We start from the raw sequence: 26,795 nt of genomic DNA on the forward strand, positions 1-26,795 counted from the left end.
AGCTAGAAAAAAAGAGAAAGAGGGAACGCCATGAATGTTACACAAGCCCAACTCGAGGAGTTGATTGAAGAATGCCGTCCGTATACGGTGCTTGGACAAGTCGCCAGTTACATCCCAGAGCTTGCGAAGGTTGATCCGACACAGCTCGGAATCGCCGTCTGTAATGCCGACGGGACGTTCGTCTCTGCAGGTGATGCAGATACGATGTTTACACTACAGAGTGTATCGAAGATCATCACGCTCGCATTCGTCCTCGAGACATTCGGAGAAGATTATGTCTTTTCAAAAGTCGGGATGGAACCGACGGGCGATGCGTTCAATTCGATCGCAAAACTTGAAGAGACGATTCCAACAAAACCGCTCAATCCAATGATCAATGCAGGAGCACTAGCCGTGACGAGCATGTTACCGGGAACAGATGCTGCCGATAAATTACTTCAATTGCGTCAATTCATCGCAAAGCTATTGGATATTGAAGTAGAAATGGTAAAATATGACGCAGATGTTGCTGAATCGGAATTCGAAACGACGGATTTGAATCGGGCGTTGCTCTACTTCATGCGCTATCACGGTGTCATCGAAGGCAATGTCGAAGAAATCATCGACGTCTATACGAAACAATGTGCGATTTTGACGAACTGTAAAGGACTTGCCATGATGGGGAAAATTTTGAGTACATCCGGTAAGACGCCATCAGGACGCCAAGTCATTTCACGTCGGAACGCACGAATCATTCGAGCAATCATGACGACGTGTGGCATGTACGATGCATCTGGAGAATTTTCCGTCCAAGTCGGGCTTCCAGGAAAAAGTGGTGTTTCCGGTGCAGTCGTTGCTTGCGGTCGAAGTGATTTCGATATGGCCGATCTCGGAATCGGTGTCTTTGGACCATCGCTAGATGCCAAAGGGAACTCGATTGCCGGAACAAAGATGCTGGAATTACTCGTTCAACGTCATCCATGAGCGATTTCAATCTGATCAAGCGCAGAACGTAGTTCGTCCTCTAAACGCTTGATCTGACGCAAACGCTCTTCTTGATAAGCAGATGGAACCTCGAAAGAGCGCCATCTTTCTAATCGCTGATACGTATCATTGATGTGTCCGAGTCGTGTCTGGGTTGTCTTTAGACGATCAACAGCAGACTTCGGTTGATGCGTGTAGGGACGAAGATACTCGACCGTATAACGGTATGCTTTTGTAGCAAGCCGTAATTCATGCATCCGTTCGACACGCTTCGTTCCATCCTTTCGTTGCACTTTTTCAAATTGTTCACGTTTTTTTTCATAGCGTTTCTCGGCGGCCTGAATCAGCTCTTTTTCTGACATCCGTTTGAGGCGCTTTGTCATCGGACCGGCTAAAAAGCGACGAACGGATCGATCCAGTTCATTTGAGATCAAGAGATGCATGGTCTCGATTAAAGTTGAACGTTTCCCTTGAAGTTGCAGAGCGACATGGTTTGCGAACAACTGATCGATTTCTGTTTTGTTTGAGGTTGCTTCCAGTTGTACGTCGAGGTCACGGACTTCGCCGAAAGCATGCATCAACCGCTTCCAAATCAAATACACGGGTTCCTCCGTTAAATCGACCAATCGGGCGAATGTGATCAGTTTCCGTAACCGAATCCGCGCTTGATGGACATCTTCCGGATTTTCAAACGTTTGAGCCTCTTTGGCATAATGATTGAAGGTAGACCATGTCTCCAGCAGTTCGAAAGTCAGCTTTTCAGTATCTCGATGGTTCATGAGATGAATCCCTCCTCGGATTATTTTCGTAAGAGTTCAAGAGTGCTAGGTTTTAAAATTAAGGAGGACTCCTCCTGAAATGTGGTGGAAACATGTTAGAAACAGTTACGTTCTCAGGAAAGATGAAGCAATTCATGAAAATTTTCTTTCCCATCCTCGTAACGCAAGTCGCGTTTTACTTAATTAGTTTTTTCGATACGGTCATGGCCGGTCGATATGGTTCTGCTGATTTAGCAGGAGTCGGTGTCGGAGCAAGTCTCTGGGCACCCGTCTACACAGGACTGACCGGTATTCTACTTGCCGTCGCACCGCTCGTTTCCCAAGCGATGGGAGCGAAACGCGAGCGGGAAGTCAAACGGATCGTCATGCAGGCGTTGTACGTTGCTGTCGTGATCATTGGTTTGACCGTAGTCATCGGACTTATTGCTGTCAATCCGATTCTCGAACGGATGGAGTTATCAGCAGAGGCGCGTGAAGTCGCGCGAAATTATCTCGTGATGTTAGCACTCGGGATCGTACCGATGTTCGTTTTCTTCGTTTTACGAACACTCGTCGATTCATTAGGTAAATCAAATATCACGATGGTCTTACTACTAATCTCTTTACCCATTAACGTCCTTTTCAATTATCTATTCATCTTCGGAAACTTCGGTTTTCCGGAACTTGGTGGAGTGGGCGCGGGAGTTGCGACTGCCATCACGTACTGGATTCTCTGTCTAGCGATCATCGCTGTCGTCTTCAAAGGAGAATTATTTCAACGCCTTGGGATTCTGCGGCGCTTTTACCGTCCAGATATGAAGCGAATCAAGGAATTGATTCTACTCGGTGCTCCGATTGGTCTAGCGATTTTTTCTGAAGTCAGTATTTTCTCGGCGGTCACGTTGCTGCTCGGAGCGTACGGCGATGTCATCATCGGTGCCTATCAAGCGGCCATCAACTTCGCTTCGTTCGTCTATATGATCCCATTATCTGCTGCGTCCGCTTTGACGATCACAGTCGGTTTTGAGGTCGGTGCCAAACGAATCAAGGACGCTGTCCAGTACGTCGTCATTGGATTGACGATGTGTGTTGCCGTCTCCTTGTTCTCCGGAATCTTGTTGTACTTAAAGAATGAAGAACTTGCCGCTTTATATAGTCGTGATCCTCAAGTCATCGAAGCAGCCGCACACTTCATGATTTTAGCGATTTTCTTTCAACTGTCGGATGCCGTTGCTGCACCGACGCAAGGTGCATTACGTGGATTCAAGGATGTCAACGTCACCTTCTTGTTGACGATTGCTGCCTACTGGATCATTGGACTACCATTAGGTTTTTATCTCGAACGCTATACGACGCTCGGACCAGATGGTTACTGGTGGGGATTGATCATCGGTCTTGCGGTCGGAGCAACGCTACTACTTGTTCGTCTTATGCATTTAATCCGTAAATCAAGGAGGCTGGCAGCTTGAAATTTTCAAAACAACGCATCATGACGATTGCGAAGATCATCTTGCCGATCGTCTTGATTGGATTCATTTTTTATCAAGGACAAAACGAATTGCGTAGTTTGTCGCTACAGGAATCGATTCAAGCGATTCGTCAAGTCCCATCTTGGCAATTCATCCTGTTGATTCTCGCAGGTCTTGCGGCAGTCTCGACGATGTTCTTTTATGACTTCTTCTTATTACGTTCATTGGAGGCGAAAGCACCGATCGGACTAATTTTCCGAGCATCTTGGATTGCGAACTCCTTTAACGGCATCATCGGATTCGGCGGTCTCGCTGGGATGGCGATCCGCTCCGCTCTTTATCGACCATTCGTTGAAGGCGGTCGTTTGTTGAAGGCGATCGGCTGGATGGCACCGACGTTGATCAGTGGATTGTCCATCTTATCTGCCTTATCGCTTCTACACGTTTTTCCGGCGTTTGAAGTGCTCGATTTAAAAAAATGGCTGTGGCCCGTCATCATTGGTGTCGCATTCTTCTTTCCACTCTATCTGCTGTTCTCGTTTCGACGAGGCAATAGTAGCATCCATCCGAAATCGATTGCGTTATATTCACTCGTCTCACTCGCAGAATGGTTCAGTGCTGGCGTTGTCGTCTATCTGATCCTCGCGGCGCTCGGAACGGATGTCAGTTTCTCAAAAGTCATCGGTGTTTTCATTATCGCTGCGACAGCCGGTTTGATCTCGATGGTACCGGGTGGGTTTGGTTCGTTTGACTTAGTGTTTTTGATCGGCATGCAGCGCGCGGGTGTCGAGGAAGGCATCGTCTTGACAGGATTATTGATCTATCGTCTTGTCTACTACTTGATTCCGTTCCTGATCGGTGTCATTTTCTCAGCTCGGGAGTTCAGCGGTCCGGTCGTCAAGATGATCGAAGACAAACCGATCGTTGGTCCATCGATGGAGGTCGGGGGCGTCATTTGGCGCTTACAACTGCGATTCCTCAGTAAAATTCGTCATTTCACACTCGCGTTGATCACACTCGTTGCCGGAATCACGATCTGGGGACTGGCGATTTTACCACCTGTCTCGACGCAGTATGAATATTTGGAATCGAAATTACCGCATGAAGCGCTGTTACTCGCGAATAGTTTCTTCTTGATGGGCGGCTTATTGTTCGTCCTCTTATCGACAGCACTGTATCGTCGAACAAAACGGTCGTTATATATGATGTACGGGGCATCTTTTTTCGCATTGCTTGGAATGGCACTTCGTGGTTTTAACTTGATTTCTTTCCTTGCCGTCATCATCGTCCTCGTCTTGCTACTGATGTCGCGAAAAGCATTTCACCGAGAACGAACGCTCATTACGACGACACGCTTCATCCGGGTTGCCTTCGCTGGTCTATTGTACCTTGGAGGATTCGTCTTTTTTGGATACGCCTTCTATACGCTCGGATCAGCAGATGGAACAAAAGTGTATCCAGCACACGAAATTTTCATGTTTGCAGCGAGTGCCTCTATCTTTGCGCTCGTGTATGTTCTCGTCTTCGTCCGCTTATTCAACACATTCAATCAACCGGTTCTCGGTGAGCGATTCGATGCTGAAAAGATCGAATCGGTATTGCGTGAGCAGGGTGGGAATTATTTGAGCCATCTCGCGTTTCTAGGTGATAAACGTTTCTTCTTCTCCGAAACAGGACGTTCATTCATCCAGTTCAGTCAGACCGGCAATCGGATCATGGTCCTTGGCGACCCTAGTGGAGATCCGAAGGAACATTCACAAGTCATCGCGTCTTTCTTGCGTCGCGTCGAAGATCTTGGATATATTCCGAACATCTATCAAATTCAAGCGCAAAATATGTCTCTCTATCATGATTTTGGCTTCAACTTCTTCAAACTTGGTGAAGAAGCGATCGTTGATATTCCATCTTTCACTGTATCAGGAAAAAAACGAGCTGGACTTCGGTCGATTAAAAATCGCTTTGAACGAGAGGGCATGACGTTCGAAGTAGTCGAGCCACCTATTTCAGGAACTCTATTAGCAGAACTACAAGAGGTCTCCGACGAATGGTTAGGCGGTAAGTCCGAGAAAGGCTTTTCGCTCGGTTACTTCCACGAACCTTATTTAAATCGAGCGCCGATTGGCATCATGCGTGAAGCGGAAGGACGATTGATCGGGTTCATGACATTCATGCCTGCTTACCAAGAAGGGGTCCTATCGATTGACTTGATGCGTTTTCGACCAGATGGACCGAATGGAATCATGGATGCGATGTTCATCCGACTATTCGAGTATGCGAAAGATGAAGGCTACCACACGTTCAACATGGGAATGGCTCCGCTTTCGTCCGTCGGAGAGGACGAGACGTCCTTCTGGCAAGAACGTGTGGCAGCGGATGTCTTCAATAATATTCGCTACATGTATAGTTTCACCGGTCTACGACGATACAAAGAAAAGTACGATCCAAAATGGGAAGGACGATATCTTGCTTACCGAAAGCGTCAATCGTTACCGATGGCAATCTTAAAAGCAACGCGTCTGATTTCTCGAAAGAAAGACCGGATTTTATTACCATGATCGACTGACGCATGAAGTCGACAATCGACGGGTATACAAAGGGCGACCCTATATCTACGGATATGCGGGATCGTCCTTTTATAATTTCGTTTAAATGTACAAAGGTCTATACAACTAGAATTAATCGCGTTATACTAGATACGGAAGCAAGTCATGGAACGGATAGAGAAAGGAAGATGCCAGATGACAGTGATCATCAATGCCCGGATTTACACGGGGGAGCAGACGATTGAAGACGGCTTCATTCGTTTTGACCGAACAATCGAGGCGATTGGACCCATGTCGAAATTCGAGGAAATCGCAGGAGAAGAGACGATCGATGCGCAGCATCAATCACTCATTCCGGGAATGATCGATGTGCATATTCATGGGGGATATGATGTCGATGTCATGGATGGAGATGTCGAGAGGTTGCGTCATTTCAGCCGACAGATGTTACAAGAAGGTGTGACATCATTTTTAGCGACGACGATTACTCAGGACTGGGGAAATATCACACGCGCGCTTGAGACGGTCCGAGAAGTCGTAGCGCAAGACGATACGACGATCGTCGGCGTTCATCTTGAAGGACCATTCATCAATCCGGATTATGCGGGTGCACAGCCTCACGAACATATCGTCGAACCGGATGTCGAGCAGTTCTTGAAATGGCAAAAAGCAGCAGGGAACACGATCAAGCTCGTCACATACGCTCCGGAACGCCCGGGAGCACGGGCGTTCGAAGAAGCGGTGCGCTTGACGGGTGCGATTCCGTCAGCCGGACATACAGACGCGACGTATGCCCAAAACCAAGCCGGTCACGTCACGCATGGTACCCACCTCTACAATCAAATGCGGGCACTTCATCACCGGGAACCAGGCACGGTCGGATATTGCCTCCTGACACCAGACGTCTATGCGGAGATCATTCCGGATGGGATTCACAGTGCGCCAGAAATGGTCGACTTCGCCTACCGAATGAAAGGCGCAGATCGACTGATCGTCATCACGGATGCGATGCGTGCAAAAGGATTAGCTGATGGTGAATATGAGTTAGGTGGTCAGGCTGTATTCGTTCGAGACGGTGCGGCACGTCTTGAAAACGGTAGCTTAGCTGGAAGTGTCTTAACGATGGACGCCGCCTTACGGAATATCATCGCCTATACAGGCTGTTCGCTCGAAGAAGCGGTTCGCATGACATCGGTCAATGCGGCAAAAGAACTTCAATTGACTCAAAAGGGAAGCCTCTCGGTCGGCAAGGATGCGGACATCGTCCTGCTCGACGAAGCGCTACACATTCAAGAAACGATTCATCGTGGTACGCGACACCGGATCACGAACGGAAAGGAGTCTACCTCATGAAATGGATGATCGTAGAAAAAGGAGAAGAATTAGCACAGGTGGCCTATCAATTTTTGAAACAGGAAATTGAGCGTCACCCGGAAGGTTTGACGGTAGGACTGGCAACGGGAAGTTCACCGGTCGGCGTTTATGAAGAATGGCGGAAGGATTCGCTCGATTGTCGACATGTGACGACGGTTAATCTAGACGAATATGTCGGTCTCAGCCCAGAGCATCCACAAAGTTACCATACGTTCATGCAAGAGCATCTATTCAAAGATGTCGCGTTTAAGGAATCATTCGTTCCAATCGGGGACACAGAAGATCCTATGCGCGAAAGTGAACGATATGAAGCGCTCGTCCGCAATCGAGGAATCGACATTCAATTGCTTGGAATTGGAGCGAATGGACACATCGCCTTCAATGAACCGGGGACACCGTTCGATGCTAAGACACACGTAACGGAATTGACGGAGTCGACACGAGAAGCGAACCAACGTTTCTTTGATCGATTAGAAGAAGTACCGACGAAGGCGATCACGATGGGGATCGGTACGATCATGGAAGCGAAAAAGATTCTTCTCGTTGCTTCTAGTGAACGAAAGGCAGAAGCGGTTCGCGATATGATGGAAGGTGTCGCAACAACGGATTGTCCAGCAACTGTACTCAAGCGTCATGCTGATGTCATGGTGATCTTGGACGAAGAAGCGGCATCTTTATTGTCAGATGACGCTAAACGTACAGGACGAGCGGCTTATCTGAATTTCATGAAAGTATGACGATGGAAGAGCGATGAATCAAAAGGGATAGAGACAATCATTGGATTGACTCTATTCCTTTTTTTGATTCTGTTGAGCCTAGTCTCAAGCGATTTTTTATTTTGATAGAAAGGCATCAACAGGACATATACCAAGATCATTCAATCTCATGATACAGCGCACTAAGGGTCCATGATTTTTTCAGTGCAACGATTCCATACGATTTCTTTAATCGAAACGTAAATTGACATTTCATTAAATGTACGGATAATGGAGATTAGCGAACTTTACGGAAAATTTACATGAAAATGAGGGTTTACATGATGGAAACGCGATCCGCACGAAAGAGACAGCCAAGTGCTGGCAAGATGTTCATGAAAGTCATCGCTGCACTCGTCCTGCTTGTCACAATCATCGGTTCTGGATATGCTGGAGCTGTTTTTATTAAAACGCAAGAAACATTGGCAAAGACGCAGATTAACATTCCCGGCTCGAAGGTGAGCTCTAAATATGATGATGTTCCGTCTGAATCGTTCTTGATTCTTGGGACGGATGAAACGAAAAAAAGTAAAGAACGAAATGAACCGGCGCGATCAGATGTCATGATCGTCGGAATCTTAAATAAAAAAACGGAACAATTAGTGTTGACGAGTATTCCGCGTGATTCACTCGTGAACATCGATTATTCGAAATACGATGTACCTTATGGTAAGACAGGTGTTGAGCAAGATAAAATCACCCATGCCCATTACTTCGGTTCGATGGATAAATCGAATTCCTATAATGGGATTAAATTAGCGCGTGAAACGACAGAAAACCTGCTCGGTATTCAAATCGATCACGTCGTTAAAGTTAATTTCCAAGGATTCGTTCAATTGATCGATGCATTGGATGGCGTAGACATCGATGTACGATATGCGTTCAAAGAGCAAGATTCAAAACGTAAAGCCGGTACTGTCACTGTTGATAAAGGTATGCAACATTTAACAGGAGAGCAAGCACTTGCTTACGTCCGGAACCGTCATGATGATCCGCTCGGTGATATCGGACGCGGTCAAAAACAGATGCAAGTCATTCAAGCGGTCGCCAAAGAAGCGGCAAGTTTCCGTTCCCTCAGTGCATACCGTGATATTTTGGATGCTGTCGGTGATAACGTCGAAACGAATTTAGGTCCGAACGATTATACACGCTTAGCAGATTTCACAGCAGCGTTACGTAACACGACGGAGTACCAACTCGCTGGAGAAGGTTATATTGGTATCAGCGGGAAATGGGAGTATCATCTCGATCCGAATCAATTGGAGCAAGTGAAAAGTAACTTAGCAAAAGCGATGCAAGGTCAAGAAGTCGAACCGATCAAGGAAGAGACAGACCCGGCACAAAGCACGACAGAAGAACCAGTGACGGAAACAGAAGCCGTTCCTGCTCAATAATATACGCTAAAAATCCCCTTGTATCGTCACTATACGACGATACAAGGGGATTTTTAGCGTTGTCGTTCCATTTCGACGGTGAAGGTATAGCGGTCTCCTCGGTAAGCGGAGATGACATATTCAAACGGTTGCTCTGTTGTCAGGTACGTCAGTTGCTCGACAGATAAGACAGGCGAAGCGGTCGATAGACCAAGATGGCCCGCCTCTTCCTTCGTTGCAAGACGTGATTCGAACGTTTGACTCGCACGTCCAAGATTTAATCCGCTCGCTTCTGCAAATGCATAGAGCGATGCGGTCGCGACGTCTTGATCGAGTCCAGGTAAGAGCTGTTCCGGGATATAGACGGTCTCAAGGGCAAGCGCTTGCTCATCTGCAATTCGTAAACGTTTCAGTTCATACACCGATGCCCCTTCGCGAATCCGTAGCTTATTGGCAATCGTCATCGAGGCGTCGATGATTTGATAGGAAAGTAGCGCACTCGTCGGTTCTAAACCTAAGTGCTCCATCTCTTCCGAGAAACTCGTCAATCCAGACAGTTGCATGACGATTTTTTTATTCGCGACGAATGTTCCACGTCCTTTTTGACGAATCAAGTAACCGGCGTTGACCAAGTTTGAAATGGCTTGTCGGACCGTCATTCGGCTGATTTGGTGCGCTTCCGCAAATTCGCGCTCGGACGGGATCAAATCGCCAGGTTGAAGAACACCGCTTTCGATTTGTTGTTTTAAGGCAGCTTCGATTTGATAGTAGATGGGGAGTGGTGAATTTTTATTGATATGCTGAATCACGGCATTTCGTCCCTTCGCGATCGGTAGTCTTTCGTCTAGTGTACTAGGAAAAAGGCAAGCCGACAAACGATTCTGGATGAAATATGGCATAATACAGAGTGAAACTGACAGAGAAAGGTGGTCGAGGTATGCGCCCCTAACAAATAGAATCCGATGTCCGAACCTTTCAGACATCCATTCGTGCAACAAAACAAGTAGATGGTTATTGGGTTGCTTTAGAGAAAAGTTACTTCTATCCGGAGAGCGGTGGACAGCCGGCGGATCGTGGAACATTGAACGACCAACCGGTCCTTGACGTTCAAATCGAAGACGGTGTCGTCTGGCACCAACTGGCGACGCCGCTCACAGGTGACGTCACCGGTATCGTAGATGACGCAGTCCGAATCGATCATGCGGCGCAGCATACGGCACAACATGTCATCTCTGCAATCCTACAAGATGAATCAAATATCAAGACACTCAGTTTTCGGACGGGAAGTGAGGTCTCGACGCTTGATATCGAGACACCTAAATGGACAACTATGCAACAAGAACAGCTGGATCGACGATTACGACATGTGATTGAACAAGGATTACCGATCACGGCGACAGAGTATGACGAGGCGGAAGCGCTACGCTTACCATTAAGAAAAACACCACAAGTTGAAGGACGAATTCGTGTCGTTCAAATCGGCACACTCGATTATAGTGCATGTGGCGGGACGCATCTTGATTCGACGGCACAGCTCGAGTCGATTCTCTTTACCGGAGTCGAGCGGATTCGTGGAAATATTCGTCTGTCCTATGTCGCGAAGGAACGGGCATACCAACTCGTTCAGGCAGAACGACGAGCCTTACGGGAAGCGGCGCAAGCCTTGTCGGTCAAACCAGTTCAAATGCTAGAAGCCGTCCAAGCGTTACAAGAAGAGCAGAAACGCTTAACGAAACAGATCGAACACGCCCAGGAACAACTCGCAACGTTCACACTCGCTCACGCTTTAGAACAACAAGAAGGCATTCTTGTGTTTGAACATCTGGATGAAGAAATCAAAATATCCGAGCAACTTGCTAAAGCGATTCAAGAAGCGGGACGCGTCGGCGTCGTCTGGAATGCGACGACGAACAAGCTACTGATGAGTAGTCCAGGTGAACCCCATCTCGGGAAGTTCGCTAAAGCACATGTTCAAGCATTCAATGGGCGAGGCGGAGGAAGTGCGGTTCAGGCACAGGCACAATTTACGAATCGGGATGATGCGATGGCATATGTCGATCGATTACGGGAGGAATATCAGTCATGACAGTCATTCAAGTACGTACAGCAGAACAACATCAAGCCGTCCGGATGATCCGGGAGCGTGTCTTCGTTGAGGAGCAAGGCGTACCACGCCATCTTGAATACGATACACATGATGAAACAGCGATTCATCTGCTTGTCCTCGATGAGCAGAGTCGACCGGTCGCAACGGGGCGTACCCGTCCATATGACGATCAACGGATGAAGGTAGAGCGTGTCGCGACGCTAGCGACAGCGCGAGGAAAAGGATACGGTGGCGAGTTGATGCAGGCGATGGAACGAGTCGCACGTCGCGAAGGGAAGCAATTGCTAACACTCGGCGCGCAAGTTCAAGCGATCCCGTTTTATCAAGGACTCGGGTATACGATCGTCTCCGATGAATTCGATGATGCGGGCATCCCGCACCGAACGATGGAGAAAAAATGTAAGTCATTTTGAAAGAAATCCTGCAAAAAGGGTTTCTTTTTTTTGTTTTCTATGTATATATATAATTCATAATGAATTTTTATACAGACAGATGAATTTAAAACCAGGAGGGAATTATACATGTCGAAACAAAAATTGATCTTAGCGTACTCTGGGGGACTTGATACATCGGTAGCCATCAAATGGTTGAGCAAGGACTATGACGTCATTGCCTTATGCATGGATGTCGGAGAAGGAAAAGATTTATCCGTCATTAAAGAAAAAGCACTCCTCGTCGGTGCGATCGAATCGATCGTCCTCGATGTTAAAGAAGAATTCGCACAAGACTTCGTCTTGCCAGCACTTCAATATGGCGCTCATTACGAAAATGCCTATCCGTTGATTTCAGCGCTTTCGCGTCCGTTGATCGCAGAAAAGCTTGTCGAAGTCGCGCATCAACATGGTGCAACGGCGGTCGCTCACGGATGTACCGGAAAAGGGAACGACCAAGTCCGGTTCGAAGTTTCGGTCGCAGCACTTGATCCATCACTCGAAGTCATCGCACCGGTTCGGGAATGGAAATGGTCACGGGAAGAAGAGATCGCCTATGCGAAAGAAAACAACGTGCCGATCCCGATCAACCTCGACAGCCCATACTCAATCGACATGAACCTCTGGGGACGGAGTAACGAGTGTGGCGTCCTAGAAAACCCTTGGACAGAGCCACCGCAAGACGCTTACGCGTTAACAGTAGCGCCAGAAGACGCTCCGGATCAGGCAGAAGAAGTCATCATTGGCTTTGAAGCAGGTGTTCCGGTCTCGATCAACGGAACGACGTATCCACTGGCGAAACTGATCACGGAACTGAACATCATCGCTGGTGCACATGGGGTCGGACGGATCGACCACGTCGAGAACCGTCTCGTCGGTATCAAATCGCGGGAAGTCTATGAGTGCCCAGGAGCAACGGTTTTACTCAAAGCTCACGCTGCACTCGAGACGATTACATTGACGAAGGACGTCGCGCATTTCAAACCACTACTCAGCAAACAATATGCAGAAACGATCTATAACGGTCTCTTCCATGCACCATTGACAAAAGGCTTGAAAGCATTCCTGACGGCGACACAACAGGACGTCACAGGAGAAGTTCGCGTTAAACTGTTCAAAGGAAACGCAACCGTGACAGGTCGTCAGTCCGCTGTCTCACTCTACGATGAGAAACTTGCGACGTATACGAAAGAAGACGCGTTCGATCATGAAGCAGCAAAAGGCTTCATCAAATTACACGGACTTGCCGTTTCGACGCATGCGAGCGTACATCGTCAGGCGGGTGTCACGAAATGACCAAACTCTGGGGTGGACGTTTTACGGAAAGTGCTTCCGCTCAAGCGGAAGCCTTCGGAGCATCGATCACGTTCGATCAAAAATTAGCGAGCGTCGATTTAAAAGGCAGTCTCGCACACGCGCAGATGCTATTTGAACAAGGGATCCTCGCTCAAGACGAGTGGACACAAATCGAGCAAGGACTGAAGCAACTGGAAACGACGTTAGCGGATCATGTGTATACGCTAGCAGATGAAGACATTCACATGAATCTCGAGCGTCTATTGACGGAACAGATTGGTCCGGTTGCAGGAAAACTGCATACGGCACGGAGCCGAAACGATCAAGTCGCAACGGATTTACATCTATGGATGGAACAACATGTTGAAGCGTTGACGACGGCATTACGCGAGCTCCAATCGGTCATCACGGAACAAGCGGAGCAACATATCGAGACGGTCATGCCAGGTTATACGCATTTGCAACGGGCACAACCAATCTCGCTTGCCCATCACTTGCTCGCTTATTTCTGGATGTTCGAACGTGATGTCGAACGGTTGACGGATAATCAAAAGCGGATCCGGAAATCACCGCTCGGGGCAGGCGCGCTCGCGGGGACGACATTCCCAATCGATCGTTTCCGTTCTGCCGAGTTGCTCGGTTTTGAGTCAATCTATCCGAACAGTCTCGACGCTGTCTCCGACCGCGATTTCGTCATCGAATACCTCGGGATCGCCTCTACCGTCATGATGCATCTCTCGCGTTTTTGTGAAGAAATCATCATCTGGGCATCGCAAGAATTTGGCTTCATCGAGTTGTCTGATGCTTTCTCGACAGGGTCGAGCATGATGCCACAGAAGAAAAATCCTGATTTCGCTGAATTGATTCGTGGGAAAACGGGGCGCGTCTACGGCAATCTGATGGGCTTCTTGACGACGATGAAGGCATTACCACTCGCTTACAACAAAGACATGCAAGAGGATAAGGAAGGGGTCTTCGATACAGCAGATACCGTTCTCCAATCCGTTCAAATCTTCACCGGAATGATTGAATCTGCGACGTTTAAGACCGAAGCGCTCAAGAAGGCGACAATGCAAGACTTCTCGAATGCAACGGAACTCGCCGACTACCTTGTAACGAAAGGCATACCGTTCCGGGAAGCGCATGAAATCGTCGGCAAAGCCGTCCTTTACTGTGTGCAGAACGGTTGTTTCCTGAAGGATTTGAACCTCGAGACGTATCAAACGTTCCATCCTGATATCACGGAAGACGTCTATCCGCTCCTCGATCCGGTTCAAGCAGTAGCACGCCGGACTAGCTACGGCGGGACAGGGTTTGCTGCCGTGTCGGAGCAACTCGAACTCGCGAAACAGCATCTTGCGAATTGACGAATTTTGAAAAAAAACAGTCAAATGACTGGATTTAACAAAAGATGTCTGCTATAACTGTAACTAACAACCGACAGATAGAGGCGCGGATGACATGAGTAGCATCATTCTTGAAGGCAAGCATGCCGAATGATGTGAAAGGGGAAGTCCGCCGAAGTGAACGAGAAGATGCTTCTTCTTGTTTGCTGGTACAACGGTTAAGATCCGTTGTACTGCCGAAACCGATGTTTCGGAGCGCTATCTTACGTAAAAGAACGAATGACTTTGTCTTCGTTTGTCCGATCGTGATAACGACGGGCCGTAGGAACGCTCCTACCGGCCCGTCGTTTTTTTCTGTATCGGGACAAAGGAGATAGGATTGTGACAACTGTACTTAAATTTGGTGGAAGCTCGGTTGCGACTGTCGAACAGATTCAGTCTATTGCGAATTATTTGAAGAGTCGCGCAGCCGAAGGTGAAAAACTCGTCGTCGTCGTTTCGGCGATGGGCAAGATGACAGATTCTTTGATCGCTCAGGCGCAAGCCATCACGGATCGCCCCGAGCGAAGAGAACTCGATCGACTGCTTGCCATCGGAGAAGAACAGACGATTTCATTACTCAGCATCGCCCTCAACTCACTCGGCGTCAAAGCGTTATCGCAAACAGGCGCTCAAGCGGGAATCAGTACGATGGGATTGCATACGAAAAGTAAGATCAAACAGATTGATGGAAATCTATTACGACAAAAACTCGAAACATATGATGTCGTCATCGTCGCTGGATTCCAAGGTGTCAACGAACTCGGTGATGTCACGACGCTCGGACGTGGTGGATCGGATACAACGGCTGTTGCCCTTGCGGCAGTCCTTGATAAACGGTGTGAAATCTACACGGATGTCGACGGTGTCTATACAGCTGATCCGCGAATCCATGCCGCCGCTCAACCGATTCCACATATCTCGTATGATGAGATGATGGAAATGAGCGCCCTCGGGTCGAAGGTCATGGAAATGCGAAGTGTCGAACTAGGAAAAAAATACGGCGTACACATCTTCGTCGGGAAAACACTTGAATCGAAAAGGGGAACATGGATCATGGAAGCGACGGAAACAATGGAACAAAAAGCGGTGACGAGTGTCAGTGTGACGAAGAACGTCTTGACGGTATCAATCAAACACGTACCGCAAACGAATGCAGCAGTAGCCGATATCTTCGAACTGTTATCCAATCGCCACGTCAACATCGACATGATCAGTCAAACGACGTTCGACAGTGACATTTTCTTATCGTTCTCATGTCCACTCGATGAGGAAGAGTTCCTCGATGAAGCATTGAAAGACATCATGGATCGCTTCACGACAGTCAAGGTCGATCGCCATAATCAACACGCGAAATTATCTGTCGTCGGAATCGGGATGCGGGATGCAACAGGTGTCGCTTCGAAATTGTTCGCAATCTTCCGAGCAGAGAACATTCCGTTCTATCAAGTTACGACTTCAGAAATCAGCATCTCATACACGATTGCACAAGCAGATATTGAACGGACGGTTGCAGCGATTGCAAACGCGTTCGAGTTATAAGGAGGAAAACAGGATGTATCATGTAGCCGTCATCGGAGCAACCGGCGCCGTCGGTCAAAAAATGTTACAAGTACTAGCCGAACTGGACTTCCCGGTCAGCCGCCTGTCCGCTTACGCTTCTGCTCGTTCAGCAGGGAACACGGTACAGTTCAAGGGAGAAGATATTACGATCCAAGCGCTGACGCCAAACATCACGGAAGACGGGATCGATGTCGCGTTGTTCGCAGCGGGCGGAACGATCAGTGAGCAATATGCCCCGTTACTAGCTGAAAACGGAACACTCGTCGTTGATAATTCAAGTGCCTTCCGGATGCAGGAGACGATTCCACTCGTCGTGCCAGAAGTCAATCCGCAAGCGATTCAAGCAACGGACCGCTTGATCGCAAATCCGAACTGTTCGACGATTCAATCCGTCGTCGCCTTAGCACCGCTCCAGTCACTGGGATTCGAGCGTGTCAACTATACGACGTATCAGGCCGTATCCGGTTCTGGTCAAAAAGGAATCGAGGATCTGGCACGTGGAGCACGCGGAGAAGAGCCCGTCAATTATCCGCATCCGATTCACGATAACATCTTGCCACATATCGATGTGTTCCTTGAGAACGGCTATACGAAAGAAGAGCAGAAGATGATTGACGAAACACGGAAAATCTTCAATCTTCCAGCACTACCAGTCAGCGCGACATGTGTGCGTGTTCCAGTCACGAATTCTCACTCGGTTGCGATCAACGTCACGTTTACGCAGTCGACGACGGTTGCAGCGATCCGTGAAGCACTTGAAGGCGCACCGGGCGTCGTCCTCATCGATGATGTCGCGAATACGCGTTATCCGATGCCACTCAATGCAAGTGGTACGGACGACGTCTACGTCGGTCGGATTCGACAAGATGATAGTCTCGCGAACACGTTCCATCTCTGGTGTGTAGCCGACAACATTCGAAAAGGTGCCGCCTCGAATGCCGTACAAGTCGCACGCCAAGCAATCGAACAGTCGATTCATTCATAAAAAAGGAGGAGTTCTTCATGTTCAAAGGAGCAGGTACAGCGCTCGTCACACCATTTAATGAAGCAGGCGAGTTGGATTTACACGTATTTGAACGCTTAATCGAGCAACAACTCGCAGCAGGAATTCAGGCACTTGTCGTTGGAGGGACGACAGGAGAAGGATCGACACTGACGAACACGGAATTCGAACAACTCCTGACGACTGCCGTTCAAATCACGGCAGGACGAGTACCCGTCATTGCCGGAACGGGTTCGAACAACACGGCAGCAACAATCGAGAAGACGTTACTCGCAGAGCGCCTCGGTGCGGATGCAGCGATGCTCGTCACACCGTACTACAATAAAACATCGCAAGCGGGTCTCGTCACACACTTCACGGCGGTCGCTGATGCAACCGAATTACCGATCATGCTGTACAACGTTCCGTCGCGGACAGGCGTTGCGATCGCAGTCGAAACAGCAGTGACGTTAGCACGTCATCCACGAATCCAAGCCTTTAAGGAAGCGAGTGGAGATGTCAGCTTCATGGGTGAACTGATGGCGGCGATTCCGGAAGACTTCGCGGTCTTCTGTGGAAATGATGATCAAATCCTGCCGTACATGGCATGGGGCGCACAGGGTGTTATTTCAGTTCTCTCTAACCCGTACCCAGCAGAGACACAAGCACTTGCTGAGGCGTTACTCGCACAAGATCTTGTCACGGCTCGCCGGATTCAGGCAGACTTGTTACCGGTCATCGGTGCCTTGTTCAGTGACGTTAATCCGATTCCAGTCAAAGCATCGCTTGAAGAACTCGGCTTTGCTGTCGGTGCGCCACGCTTGCCGCTCGTCCGTCAATCGGAAGCAGGACACGCCCACTTACTCGAAACGATGCGGGCTTACAAAGGAGTGGTTCGATGAAACTCGCGTTACACGGTTATGGGGCGACAGGACAATACGTCGTCGAACTCGCACCACAAAGTGTCGTGGCGATCGTTGACCGGACGAAGTCATCCGATACGATCGCTTCATATGCCGAGCTAACGGAGATGTCAGAGACGGTCGATGCGATCATCGACTTCTCGCATCCGAGTTTGCTACCGGATCTGCTCGCATACGGGCTGGCGACAAAAACACCACTCGTCATCGCGACGACTGGTTTTTCTGAAGCGGAACTGGCATCGATCAAGGACGCTGCAAAAGAAATTCCGATCTTCCAGTCGTACAATATGTCGTACGGCATCGCGATGGTGCAGCAACTGCTGAAGACACTCATACCACTAGCAGGAGCGTATGACATCGAATTGCTCGAGAAACATCACAACCAAAAAGTCGATGCGCCAAGCGGAACGGCTGAGTTGTTATTGCAAACGATTCAGACGGCACGTGACGTCACACCGGTATATGATCGGTCACAGACACGGCAAAAGCGCGAGACGAACGAGATCGGGATGCACGCGATGCGCGGTGGAACGATCTTCGGAGAACACGAAGTCTTATTCGCAGGTGTCGACGAATTGATTGAAATCAAACATACGGCGTTATCGAAAAAAGTATTTGCTTCTGGTGCGATCAAAGCAGCTGAGGCACTCATTCAAAAAACAGCGGGACTCTATACATTAGAGACGCTCTACACACAGGAGGATTCACATGTTACTCACTGATGCTTACGAAATTGCTAAATTCATTAAAGATGCTAAAAAACAAACACCGGTAAAACTGTACGTCAACGGCGATTTGGCGGGCTTGACGATCGAAGGCGCTACTGCATTCGGATCAGATGAATCAAAGATTTTCTTCGCGGATGCAGGACTTGCGGCTACTTTCTTAGAAAAGTATTCAGATCGCATCACGGATGTTCACGTGGAGTATGACCGTCGCAACAGTGCGGTACCAATGCTTGATACACGTCACTTGAATGCGCGCATCGAACCAGGTTCATGGATTCGTGATCATGTCGTCATCGGTGATAACGCGGTCGTCATGATGGGTGCCATCATCAATATCGGTGCATCAATCGGAGATGGTACAATGATTGATATGAACGCTGTCGTCGGTGCACGTGGGACGATCGGGAAAAACGTTCATGTCGGCGCAGGTGCCGTGGTCGCGGGTGTCCTCGAACCACCTTCAAAAACACCTGTCATCATTGAAGACGGTGTCTTGATTGGTGCAAATGCAGTCATTCTTGAAGGCGTCAAAGTCGGCAAAGATGCCGTCGTCGCTGCTGGTAGTGTCGTCACAGAAGACGTACCTGCTGGAAGCGTCGTTGCCGGAACACCTGCACGTGTCATCAAACAGAAAGATGCGAAAACAGAAGAGAAGACGCAATTGGTGGATGATTTACGTTCACTCTGATTGACGTCGAAGAGGAGGAAAACACATGGCAGTGGATACACAGTATGGAGAAGCAATTTGGTTAGATGGAGTCTTTCATGATCCGAAAGATGCGAACACGAGCGTCATGTCACATGCGATTCACTACGGTAGTGGATTCTTTGAAGGAATTCGTGCATACGCGACACCGGACGGACCGGCGATTTTCCAATTGAAGGAACATATCGAGCGTCTCTTCCGCAGTTGTGCGTATTACCACGTCACGATTCCGTATACGGTGGATGAACTCGTTCAGGCGACGATTGATCTAGTTGCGAAAAACGGATTCGAATCTTGTTATATCCGTCCATTCGTGTTCCTCGGTACGCCATGGCAAGCATTGATGGCGAAAGATACGACGGTTCATGTCGGCATCTCTTGCTGGGAGCTTGGGGAATACTTCGATAAAGGCGCTGGCATTCGTGCCAAAGTCGCATCATACCGCCGCGTCTCATCAACGATGATGCCGATGCAAGCGAAAGCGGCTGCGAACTATATGAACTCACAACTCTTAAAAGGTGAAGCGATCCGTGATGGATTTGATGAAGCTATCGCGCTCGACATGAACGGTAACGTCAGTGAAGCGAGTGTTGCGAACCTCTTCCTTCTTAAAAACGGAACGATTCATACACCGTCACTTGATTGTTCAGTACTCGACGGTATCACACGCCAAGTCATCATCCGTTTGGCACAAGATCAAGGCTATCCTGTCGTCGAACGTCACATCGGACGCGATGAGTTATATGTCGCAGATGAGATCTTCTTAACAGGAACAGCTGCTGAAATCACGAGTGTCGGTGAAATCGATCATATCTCGATCAACGGCGGAACACGGAACGTCGCAGATGAGTTGCTCGATCTTTACCGTCAAGCCGTCACAGGTCAATTGCCGCAATATGCGGATTGGTTGACGTATGTGACACCAGCTGTCGCAGAATGACGACGCGTACACTCGTCACGATCGATCGGAAGGCGGTGCGACGGAACGTCGCATCGGTCTTCGCTCGGTCACGTAAAGGTATTTTTGCCGTGGTCAAGAACAATGCGTACAACTTAGGCATGCTCGAGATGGTCGAAACGCTGATGGCATCTGATGTGCATCACTTTGCTGTCGCCGAGTTGTATGAAGCCATTGAAATCAAAACGAATTTTCCAGACAGTTATGTACTGGTGATGAATCCGACGGAGGATTTTGAAACAGCACGACGTTTCGGAATTGCACTCGGTGTCTCATCGCTAGAATGGCTCGCCCTAAACAGTAAACAGCTGCAGGGAATCGAGTTACATTTGAAGATCAACGTCGGGATGAATCGTTTTGGTGTCAGTTCGCTTCAAGAGGCGGAAGCTGTTCTTGCGCTTGCGCAAGCAGATTCGCTCGCTTTAACAGGTTTATATACACACTTTCCGCTTGCCGATGAACCGGATGCGGATCACGATGGACAAGTCGAACGTTTCGTCGCCATTGCCGATGTGTTACGAAAGCGCCATACGTTTACGTATATGCACTCGGAAAACAGTGCGACGATCGTCAAACACGATCCGCGTCTCGCATTTTGTAACTATGTCCGCCCGGGCATCTTCTTATTCGGCTATTCACCGATTGAGAAGATGGACTGGCTCGTTCCTTCGCTACGGATGACGACGGAGGTCGTTGAAATTCGCGAAATCGGACCGGGTGAACACGTTGGGTACGGGACGAACTTTACGAGTACAGAACCGATGCGGATTGCTATTTTACCCGTCGGATATGGAGACGGGGTCGTCCGTGGGCGTGCCGCGTTGCCTGTTCATATTAAAGAAAAACCTTATCCGGTCATCAATAAATTATTCATGAGTCATACGTTCGTCGCTGTCGATGGGACGATTGAGGTCGGAGACGAGGTCGTGCTATATGGGGATGGCGTTGAAATTGACGATATCACCCGGACAGGAGCAGCGAACAATTCAGAGCAGATGTGTGCCCGGTCGTGGCGTTTGACGCATCAGTATCTATAAGGAGGAACTTATTATGTATGGAAGTCAATACCTGACAGAAGAAAACAATACGTTGCACATCGATGGTGTCGCAGCGACCGATCTTGCAGTACAGTACGGAACACCGTTGTACGTGATGGCAGAGCGGGAGCTGACGGATCGATTAGCGACCGTCCGGGAACACTTCCTTGATAAGTATCCGAACACGTATGCTTCCTTTGCTTCTAAAGCTCTGACAGTCAGTGCCGTATATGAACAAGTCGTGCGTCATGGTCTCGGAATTGATGTCGTTACGGGGGGAGAACTCTTCATCGCCCGTCAATCCGGGGTTCCGGCAGAACGAATCTATTTCCATGGTTCGAATAAATCGACGGCTGATCTTCAATATGCCGTCGAGCAAGGTGTCGGACGGATCGTCATCGATCACTTTGCCGAAATTGCACAACTCGAAGCCATCGCAGCGCAAGCTGGTCAAACGGTTCATGTCCTGATCCGGATCGTGCCACAAGTCATCGGGGGAGCGCATGCGAAAATCCAGACAGGTGGCGTCGATACGAAATTCGGTTTCTCAACACATGCGTCAGATTACTTGGACGCAATCGAAGCGATTTTAGCATCGGAACATCTGTCGTTACTTGGCATCCATTGTCATGTTGGTTCGCAAATCCAAGATCCGTCACTGTTCGAACAGACGGCTCGGACGATGATGGGCTTCGTCGAAACGATTCGTGCGCACCATGGCTTCACAGTCAGCGAAGTCAATGTTGGCGGTGGCTTCGGTATTGCCTATACACAGGACGATCAGCCGCTTGATTTTGAAGCGACGATCGCACGCGTCATGGACGTGATCGAGACGGAAACGGAGCGACTCGGCATCGAACGTCCACGAATCGGGATCGAGCCAGGGCGCTGGGTCGTTGCGAATGCAGGAACGACACTGTATACGGTCGGGGCCATCAAAGAAATTGAAGGTGTCAGAACATATCTTTCGGTCGATGGCGGAATGACGGATAACATTCGCCCAGCACTTTACGGTGCCGTGTATGAAACCGTCATCGCAAACCGGATGAGTGGTGAAACGACTGAAGTGACGGTCGTCGGAGCAGCTTGTGAATCAGGGGATCTCGTCGCTGAAAAAGCACAGTTGGTCACACCGAACGGTGGCGATACCCTTGCTGTCTTTGGGACAGGAGCATACAACTTCTCGATGGCAAGCAACTATAACCAGTTCTTACGTCCGGCACTTGTCTTCGTCCGGGACGGGGAATCCCGTGAAGTCGTCCGTCGACAAACGTATGCGGATTTAATTCAGTGTGATCTTGGGATCAACGGTGTCCGCTCAGAGTCGTAAGAGGTGCGGGGTCAAACGAGAGGACAAAAAAACCGACGCTATCGCGCCGGTTTCATGCATACGATCTAAAGCGATTCTTCTCTTGAATAGAGAGGGATCGTTTTTTTGTGTTGCGATCAGCAGATTCAGTTTGGAATTTTTAAGACTTGTCCAACGAACAAGAGGTTCAGATTCGTAATGTTGTTTGCCTGCATCAATGCTGTGACGGTGACACCATATCGTGTCGCAATCGAGTAAAGTGTATCACCGGCTTTAACCGTATAAGTCGTTGTTGGAATTTTCAAGACTTGACCGACTTTCAACAGATTCCAGTTCGTGATGTTATTCGCACTCGCGAGGGCAGAGACCGAGACGTTGTATTTGCGGGCGATGGAATAGAGTGTATCGCCAGCTTTGACGGTATACGTCGTACCGGTTGAAGTCGGTGACCGTAACAGTTCTGAAATCGTGACGAACGAATAGCCTTTTGCTTTTAGTTTTGAAATCATCGTTGGCAAAGCGGTTGGTGTTCCTTTCGCACCAGCTCCAGTGTGCATCAGGATGATTGATCCGGGAACGACTTTTGGTATTACACGATCCAAGATGGCTGTTGAAGAGATGCCTTTCCAATCCGTCGTATCAATATTCCATTGAATCGTTTTCGTATAACCTGCTGCACCAACGGTACTCAACACGTTACTATTACTTGCACCGAACGGCGCCCGGAAAATCGGTTTCGTCGTTTTCCCGGTCAAGGACCGGATAAGAGACTCCGTCCGGGATAACTCACTCGTCATTTGGCTCGCGGTTAAAGTCGTGAAATCCGGATGCGAATACGAATGATTGCCGATTTGGTGTGTAGGAGAGGCGGTTGTGATGTTCTTGATCGATTGAGGATGATTGTTTGCACCACTGCCTGTCAAAAAGAAAGTCGCTTTCACTTGGTTACTTTTCAAGATACTTAAGATTTTTGCAATGTTCGTCCCATCTGAACCGTCATCAAACGTCAATGCGACGACTTTTTGTGTCGTCGTTCCTTTCGTCACAAACGTAGAGCTCGCCGCATTAACCTGTGAAGGAATCGAAAGTGGACTAAGGAGAAGTAATCCGATCATCATGATGGTAGGTTTCTTGATGTTCATCGTCTAGTACCTCCTTCATCAAAAACATGCTTTACAAGTACTCTTTATTAAGGTATTCCCTTTATTTTAAAAAAAGAACTAAGAAATTCCCGTTTTGCAAAGAAATAAAACTAAATTACAGAAAATTTGTTTAAACCGTAATCTTTTTGGGAAACCATAATATATGGAAATAGTAAAAAGGAGTGAGAAGGAATGATCGAATTCAAAAACGTCGGTAAGCAGTTTAAGGACAATGTCGTCTTGAAAGGCTTATCGCTCGAGATTCAAAAGGGTGAACTCGTTGTTTTCATCGGACCAAGTGGCTGTGGGAAAACGACGTCACTTAAGATGATCAATCGACTGATCGAACCTTCTTCAGGCACGATTTTGGTCAACGGGAAGGACATCATGAAGACGGACACGATCGAATTAAGACGTCATATGGGATATGTCATTCAGCAAACCGGCTTGTTCCCTCACATGACGGTCCGGGAAAACATTCAATTGATTGCTGGGCTTGAGGGGAAGAACCACGATGAGATGGATCAACGGACAGAACAACTGTTGACGATGGTCGGGCTTGATCCAAAGCAATTCATCGATCGATATCCGAGCGAACTCAGTGGTGGGCAGCAACAGCGTGTTGGTTTCGCACGAGCTTTAATGAATGATCCTGATGTCATTTTGATGGATGAGCCGTTCAGTGCACTCGATCCCGTTACCCGTAACGATCTACAGGAAGAACTTTTTAACTTGCAGGAAGAAGTGAAAAAGACGATCGTTTTCGTCACCCATGATATGGATGAAGCGATCAAGTTAGCGGATCGGATATGTATCATGCGTGATGGGGAAATCGTCCAGTTCGATACTCCAGAAGAAATCTTGCGTCATCCAAAAGATGAATATGTCGAATCGTTCATCGGAAAAAATAAAATCTGGAGTAGTCCAGAATTCATCAAGGCAGAAGATATCATGATCGAGGACCCAGTTTCAATCAGTGGCAAACGGACGTTGCTGCAGGGAATTGAAATCATGCGTGGACGCAAAGTCGACAGCTTGTTGATTACCGATCGTGACCGCGTCTTACAAGGGCTGATTAAGTTGAAGAACATCCAGACGATTCCGGATAAGAGCCAACGGATCGAAGAAGTGATGGAGGGCGAAATCATCGCCGTTAATGAACATGATTCATTACTCGACGTTCTTGAAGTCATGAATCAGGAAGAGACTGGTTATCTACCAGTAACGGATGCAACAGGAAAACTCAGAGGGTTGATCACGCGTAGTAGCTTACTTTCCGTCTTGAGTGAGCAATTCATTCATGAGGAGGAAGTCCAATGAGCGGATTCTTTGATTATGTAAAAAATAATACCGATCAGATCGGTGATTTATTGCTAGAGCACTTACAGCTGACAGTCTTTGCCGTCGTCATCGCGGTCGTTCTCGGGATTCCGATCGGGATCCTGATTACCCGTTACCAAAAGTTTGCGAAGCCTGTCCTTGCGCTGACGAGCGTCGTGCAGGCCGTTCCGAGTCTTGCTTTACTCGGTTTCTTGATTCCGTTCATTGGTATCGGATCGACACCAGCGATCATCATGGTCGTGCTTTATTCACTCTTGCCAATCGTTAAAAATACGTACACGGGTCTGTCGAGCATTCCAGGGGACACGCTCGAAGCAGCTAAAGGGATCGGTTTAACGGATCGACAAATCCTTAGTAAGGTTCAGATTCCACTTGCCTTGCCGATCATGATGGCAGGGATTCGAATTTCAGCCGTTACAGCTGTTGGTTTGATGACAATCTCAGCATTCATCGGTGCCGGTGGTCTTGGTTATCTCGTCTTCTCGGGTATTCAAACGGTTGATAATAACCAGATTCTTGCCGGAGCAATTCCAGCCGGTATTTTAGCTCTTGTCATCGACTTCGTCGTCAGTCGGATTGAATACTCCGTGGCGCCAAATGGGATTCCACTTGCAGATGGTCGAATCAAGAATAAGGCACGGAAGCGTCGTAAGGCGATGCCAGCTGGACGTAAGATCGCGATCGCAAGTATCGTCTTCTTGTTAATTGGTGGAACGGTCGCGTACTCTTTCCTCAAGGAAGATAAGATTGTCATCGGATCGAAGAACTTTACGGAACAATTGATTCTCGGAAATATGTTAGCGGATTTAATCGAAGATAAAACGGATTTGGAAGTCGAACGTCAATTGAACCTCGGGGGGACGAAAGTCGCTTACGGTGCGCTTGAAAAAGGGGAAATTGACGCGTATGTCGAGTACACAGGTACTTTGTTGATCGACGTGCTCAAGCAAGACGTCGAGACGGATCCGGAAACGGTCTATGCAAAAGTCGGGAAGATGATTCCTGAGAAAAGTCAGGTCGACGTCCTGGACCCAATCGGTTTCAACAATACGTATGCCCTTGCCATGACGAAAGAAGATATCGAAAAATATGACTTGAAGACGGTGTCAGATATGTCAAAAGTCAGTGATCGTTTGATTCTCGGATCAACAATCGAATTTGCGAACCGGGAAGATGGTTATCTTGGGCTGAAGAAAAAGTACCCGGACATGAAATTCCAAGATGTACAACCCGTCGATGGAGGACTCCGTTATACAGCACTGACGAATGGTCGAACGAACGTCATCGATAGCTTCTCAACAGATGGTTTGTTACAAAAATTCGATTTAACAGTGCTAGAAGACGATAAAAAGTTCTTCCCACCATACTATGCGGTACCGCTTGTTCGTCAAGAAACACTTGAAGAACATCCGGAGCTGAAGAAAGTCCTCAACACGTTAAAAGATAAGATTACGGATGAGAAGATGCAAGAATTGAATTACAAAGCAGATGTCGAGAAACAGCGCCCTGAAAAAGTCGCACGTGATTTCTTGATCGAGGAAGGATTAATTTCAAAATAAACAGGTAGAGCCGAGGCGGGAATCCGCTTCGGCTCTTTTTGTATGCGCGCTGACGCGCTATATCGTTTTGGAAAATACGTAATCAAGTGATTA

The 26,795-nt window shown here is 48.2% G+C and carries 23 protein-coding genes and 1 riboswitch; of the genes, 20 read left to right on the plus strand and 3 right to left on the minus strand.

Translation table 11 applies throughout. From position 1 onward, the window contains the following. Window positions 1-30: 30 nt before the first annotated feature. Window positions 31-963 carry a glutaminase A gene (gene glsA, locus MKY22_RS02685; RefSeq protein ID WP_023467099.1) on the plus strand — a complete coding sequence of 311 codons (933 nt, stop codon included), beginning with the start codon at window positions 31-33 and terminating at the stop codon, window positions 961-963. Here glsA and MKY22_RS02690 read toward each other — a convergent pair. Further along, window positions 954-1,742, minus strand: coding sequence for a CHAD domain-containing protein (locus MKY22_RS02690; RefSeq protein ID WP_023467100.1), 789 nt, complete (start codon window positions 1,740-1,742; stop codon window positions 954-956). The two genes, glsA and MKY22_RS02690, sit on opposite strands and share 10 nt — an antisense overlap. A 92-nt stretch (window positions 1,743-1,834) precedes the next feature. Here MKY22_RS02690 and MKY22_RS02695 point away from each other — a divergent pair, with 92 nt between their 5' ends. From MKY22_RS02695 to MKY22_RS02715, 5 genes are all read left to right on the plus strand, one after another. Then, a complete protein-coding gene (locus tag MKY22_RS02695) occupies window positions 1,835-3,190 on the plus strand; it encodes an MATE family efflux transporter (RefSeq protein WP_290780231.1) in 1,356 nt (451 codons plus the stop codon). Next, window positions 3,187-5,745, plus strand: coding sequence for a bifunctional lysylphosphatidylglycerol flippase/synthetase MprF (mprF, locus tag MKY22_RS02700; protein WP_290780234.1), 2,559 nt, complete (start codon window positions 3,187-3,189; stop codon window positions 5,743-5,745). The genes MKY22_RS02695 and mprF overlap by 4 nt, the downstream gene beginning before the upstream one ends. 183 nt (window positions 5,746-5,928) lie before the next feature. Then, window positions 5,929-7,086 carry an N-acetylglucosamine-6-phosphate deacetylase gene (gene nagA / locus MKY22_RS02705; RefSeq protein ID WP_341086444.1) on the plus strand — a complete coding sequence of 386 codons (1,158 nt, stop codon included), beginning with the start codon at window positions 5,929-5,931 and terminating at the stop codon, window positions 7,084-7,086. Beyond that, window positions 7,083-7,844 carry a glucosamine-6-phosphate deaminase gene (gene nagB, locus MKY22_RS02710; RefSeq protein WP_341086446.1) on the plus strand — a complete coding sequence of 254 codons (762 nt, stop codon included), beginning with the start codon at window positions 7,083-7,085 and terminating at the stop codon, window positions 7,842-7,844. Before nagA ends, nagB begins: the two co-directional genes overlap by 4 nt. Window positions 7,845-8,143: 299 nt before the next feature. Next, the gene (locus MKY22_RS02715) at window positions 8,144-9,256 is read left to right on the plus strand and encodes an LCP family protein (protein WP_231681811.1); all 1,113 of its coding nucleotides are present in this window, start codon (window positions 8,144-8,146) and stop codon (window positions 9,254-9,256) included. A 53-nt stretch (window positions 9,257-9,309) separates the two neighbouring features. On the opposite strand, the gene phnF is transcribed toward MKY22_RS02715, so the two are convergent. Then, a complete protein-coding gene (gene phnF / locus MKY22_RS02720; protein ID WP_029340766.1) occupies window positions 9,310-10,044 on the minus strand; it encodes a phosphonate metabolism transcriptional regulator PhnF in 735 nt (244 codons plus the stop codon). A gap of 272 nt (window positions 10,045-10,316) precedes the next feature. Here phnF and MKY22_RS02725 point away from each other — a divergent pair, with 272 nt between their 5' ends. From MKY22_RS02725 to lysA, 12 genes are all read left to right on the plus strand, one after another. Beyond that, entirely contained in the window at window positions 10,317-11,321 is a 1,005-nt protein-coding gene (locus MKY22_RS02725) for an alanyl-tRNA editing protein (RefSeq protein ID WP_341086453.1), read from the plus strand. After that, window positions 11,318-11,755: a GNAT family N-acetyltransferase gene (locus tag MKY22_RS02730; protein WP_290780244.1), complete on the plus strand. Its 438-nt coding sequence runs from the start codon at window positions 11,318-11,320 to the stop codon at window positions 11,753-11,755. The genes MKY22_RS02725 and MKY22_RS02730 overlap by 4 nt, the downstream gene beginning before the upstream one ends. 108 nt (window positions 11,756-11,863) lie before the next feature. After that, window positions 11,864-13,069: an argininosuccinate synthase gene (locus MKY22_RS02735; protein ID WP_050678063.1), complete on the plus strand. Its 1,206-nt coding sequence runs from the start codon at window positions 11,864-11,866 to the stop codon at window positions 13,067-13,069. Then, a complete protein-coding gene (gene argH / locus MKY22_RS02740; RefSeq protein ID WP_047395002.1) occupies window positions 13,066-14,436 on the plus strand; it encodes an argininosuccinate lyase in 1,371 nt (456 codons plus the stop codon). Before MKY22_RS02735 ends, argH begins: the two co-directional genes overlap by 4 nt. Window positions 14,437-14,506: 70 nt before the next feature. Continuing rightward, a riboswitch (Lysine riboswitch) is annotated at window positions 14,507-14,684 on the plus strand. Between the two features lie 112 nt (window positions 14,685-14,796). Continuing rightward, window positions 14,797-15,996 (plus strand): aspartate kinase, encoded by a 1,200-nt coding sequence (locus MKY22_RS02745; protein ID WP_023467116.1) that lies wholly within the window; start codon window positions 14,797-14,799, stop codon window positions 15,994-15,996. Between the two features lie 13 nt (window positions 15,997-16,009). Next, window positions 16,010-17,002 carry an aspartate-semialdehyde dehydrogenase gene (locus MKY22_RS02750; protein ID WP_341086466.1) on the plus strand — a complete coding sequence of 331 codons (993 nt, stop codon included), beginning with the start codon at window positions 16,010-16,012 and terminating at the stop codon, window positions 17,000-17,002. Window positions 17,003-17,019: 17 nt separating this feature from the next. Further along, on the plus strand, window positions 17,020-17,901 hold the full coding sequence (gene dapA, locus MKY22_RS02755; RefSeq protein WP_341086467.1) for a 4-hydroxy-tetrahydrodipicolinate synthase: 882 nt from the start codon (window positions 17,020-17,022) through the stop codon (window positions 17,899-17,901). Continuing rightward, the gene (gene dapB / locus MKY22_RS02760) at window positions 17,898-18,644 is read left to right on the plus strand and encodes a 4-hydroxy-tetrahydrodipicolinate reductase (protein ID WP_341086469.1); all 747 of its coding nucleotides are present in this window, start codon (window positions 17,898-17,900) and stop codon (window positions 18,642-18,644) included. The genes dapA and dapB overlap by 4 nt, the downstream gene beginning before the upstream one ends. Continuing rightward, window positions 18,631-19,338, plus strand: a complete 708-nt coding sequence (gene dapD / locus MKY22_RS02765) for a 2,3,4,5-tetrahydropyridine-2,6-dicarboxylate N-acetyltransferase (RefSeq protein ID WP_029340774.1) — start codon at window positions 18,631-18,633, stop codon at window positions 19,336-19,338. Before dapB ends, dapD begins: the two co-directional genes overlap by 14 nt. 25 nt (window positions 19,339-19,363) lie before the next feature. After that, window positions 19,364-20,296 (plus strand): branched-chain amino acid transaminase, encoded by a 933-nt coding sequence (locus MKY22_RS02770; RefSeq protein WP_023467124.1) that lies wholly within the window; start codon window positions 19,364-19,366, stop codon window positions 20,294-20,296. Beyond that, on the plus strand, window positions 20,293-21,351 hold the full coding sequence (gene alr, locus MKY22_RS02775; RefSeq protein WP_341086474.1) for an alanine racemase: 1,059 nt from the start codon (window positions 20,293-20,295) through the stop codon (window positions 21,349-21,351). Before MKY22_RS02770 ends, alr begins: the two co-directional genes overlap by 4 nt. 13 nt (window positions 21,352-21,364) lie before the next feature. Beyond that, window positions 21,365-22,681: a diaminopimelate decarboxylase gene (lysA, locus tag MKY22_RS02780; protein WP_341086477.1), complete on the plus strand. Its 1,317-nt coding sequence runs from the start codon at window positions 21,365-21,367 to the stop codon at window positions 22,679-22,681. 125 nt (window positions 22,682-22,806) lie between these two features. Here lysA and MKY22_RS02785 read toward each other — a convergent pair whose 3' ends face one another. Beyond that, a complete protein-coding gene (locus MKY22_RS02785) occupies window positions 22,807-23,802 on the minus strand; it encodes a LysM peptidoglycan-binding domain-containing protein (RefSeq protein WP_341086480.1) in 996 nt (331 codons plus the stop codon). A gap of 192 nt (window positions 23,803-23,994) precedes the next feature. Here MKY22_RS02785 and MKY22_RS02790 point away from each other — a divergent pair, with 192 nt between their 5' ends. Together MKY22_RS02790 and MKY22_RS02795 are read left to right on the plus strand one after the other, a co-directional pair. Further along, window positions 23,995-25,122, plus strand: a complete 1,128-nt coding sequence (locus MKY22_RS02790; protein ID WP_029340778.1) for an ABC transporter ATP-binding protein — start codon at window positions 23,995-23,997, stop codon at window positions 25,120-25,122. After that, window positions 25,119-26,702, plus strand: a complete 1,584-nt coding sequence (locus tag MKY22_RS02795) for an ABC transporter permease/substrate-binding protein (RefSeq protein ID WP_195865862.1) — start codon at window positions 25,119-25,121, stop codon at window positions 26,700-26,702. Before MKY22_RS02790 ends, MKY22_RS02795 begins: the two co-directional genes overlap by 4 nt. Window positions 26,703-26,795 lie beyond the last annotated feature (93 nt).

It is taken from the genome of Exiguobacterium sp. FSL W8-0210, assembly GCF_038006045.1.
Taxonomy (GTDB): domain Bacteria; phylum Bacillota; class Bacilli; order Exiguobacteriales; family Exiguobacteriaceae; genus Exiguobacterium_A.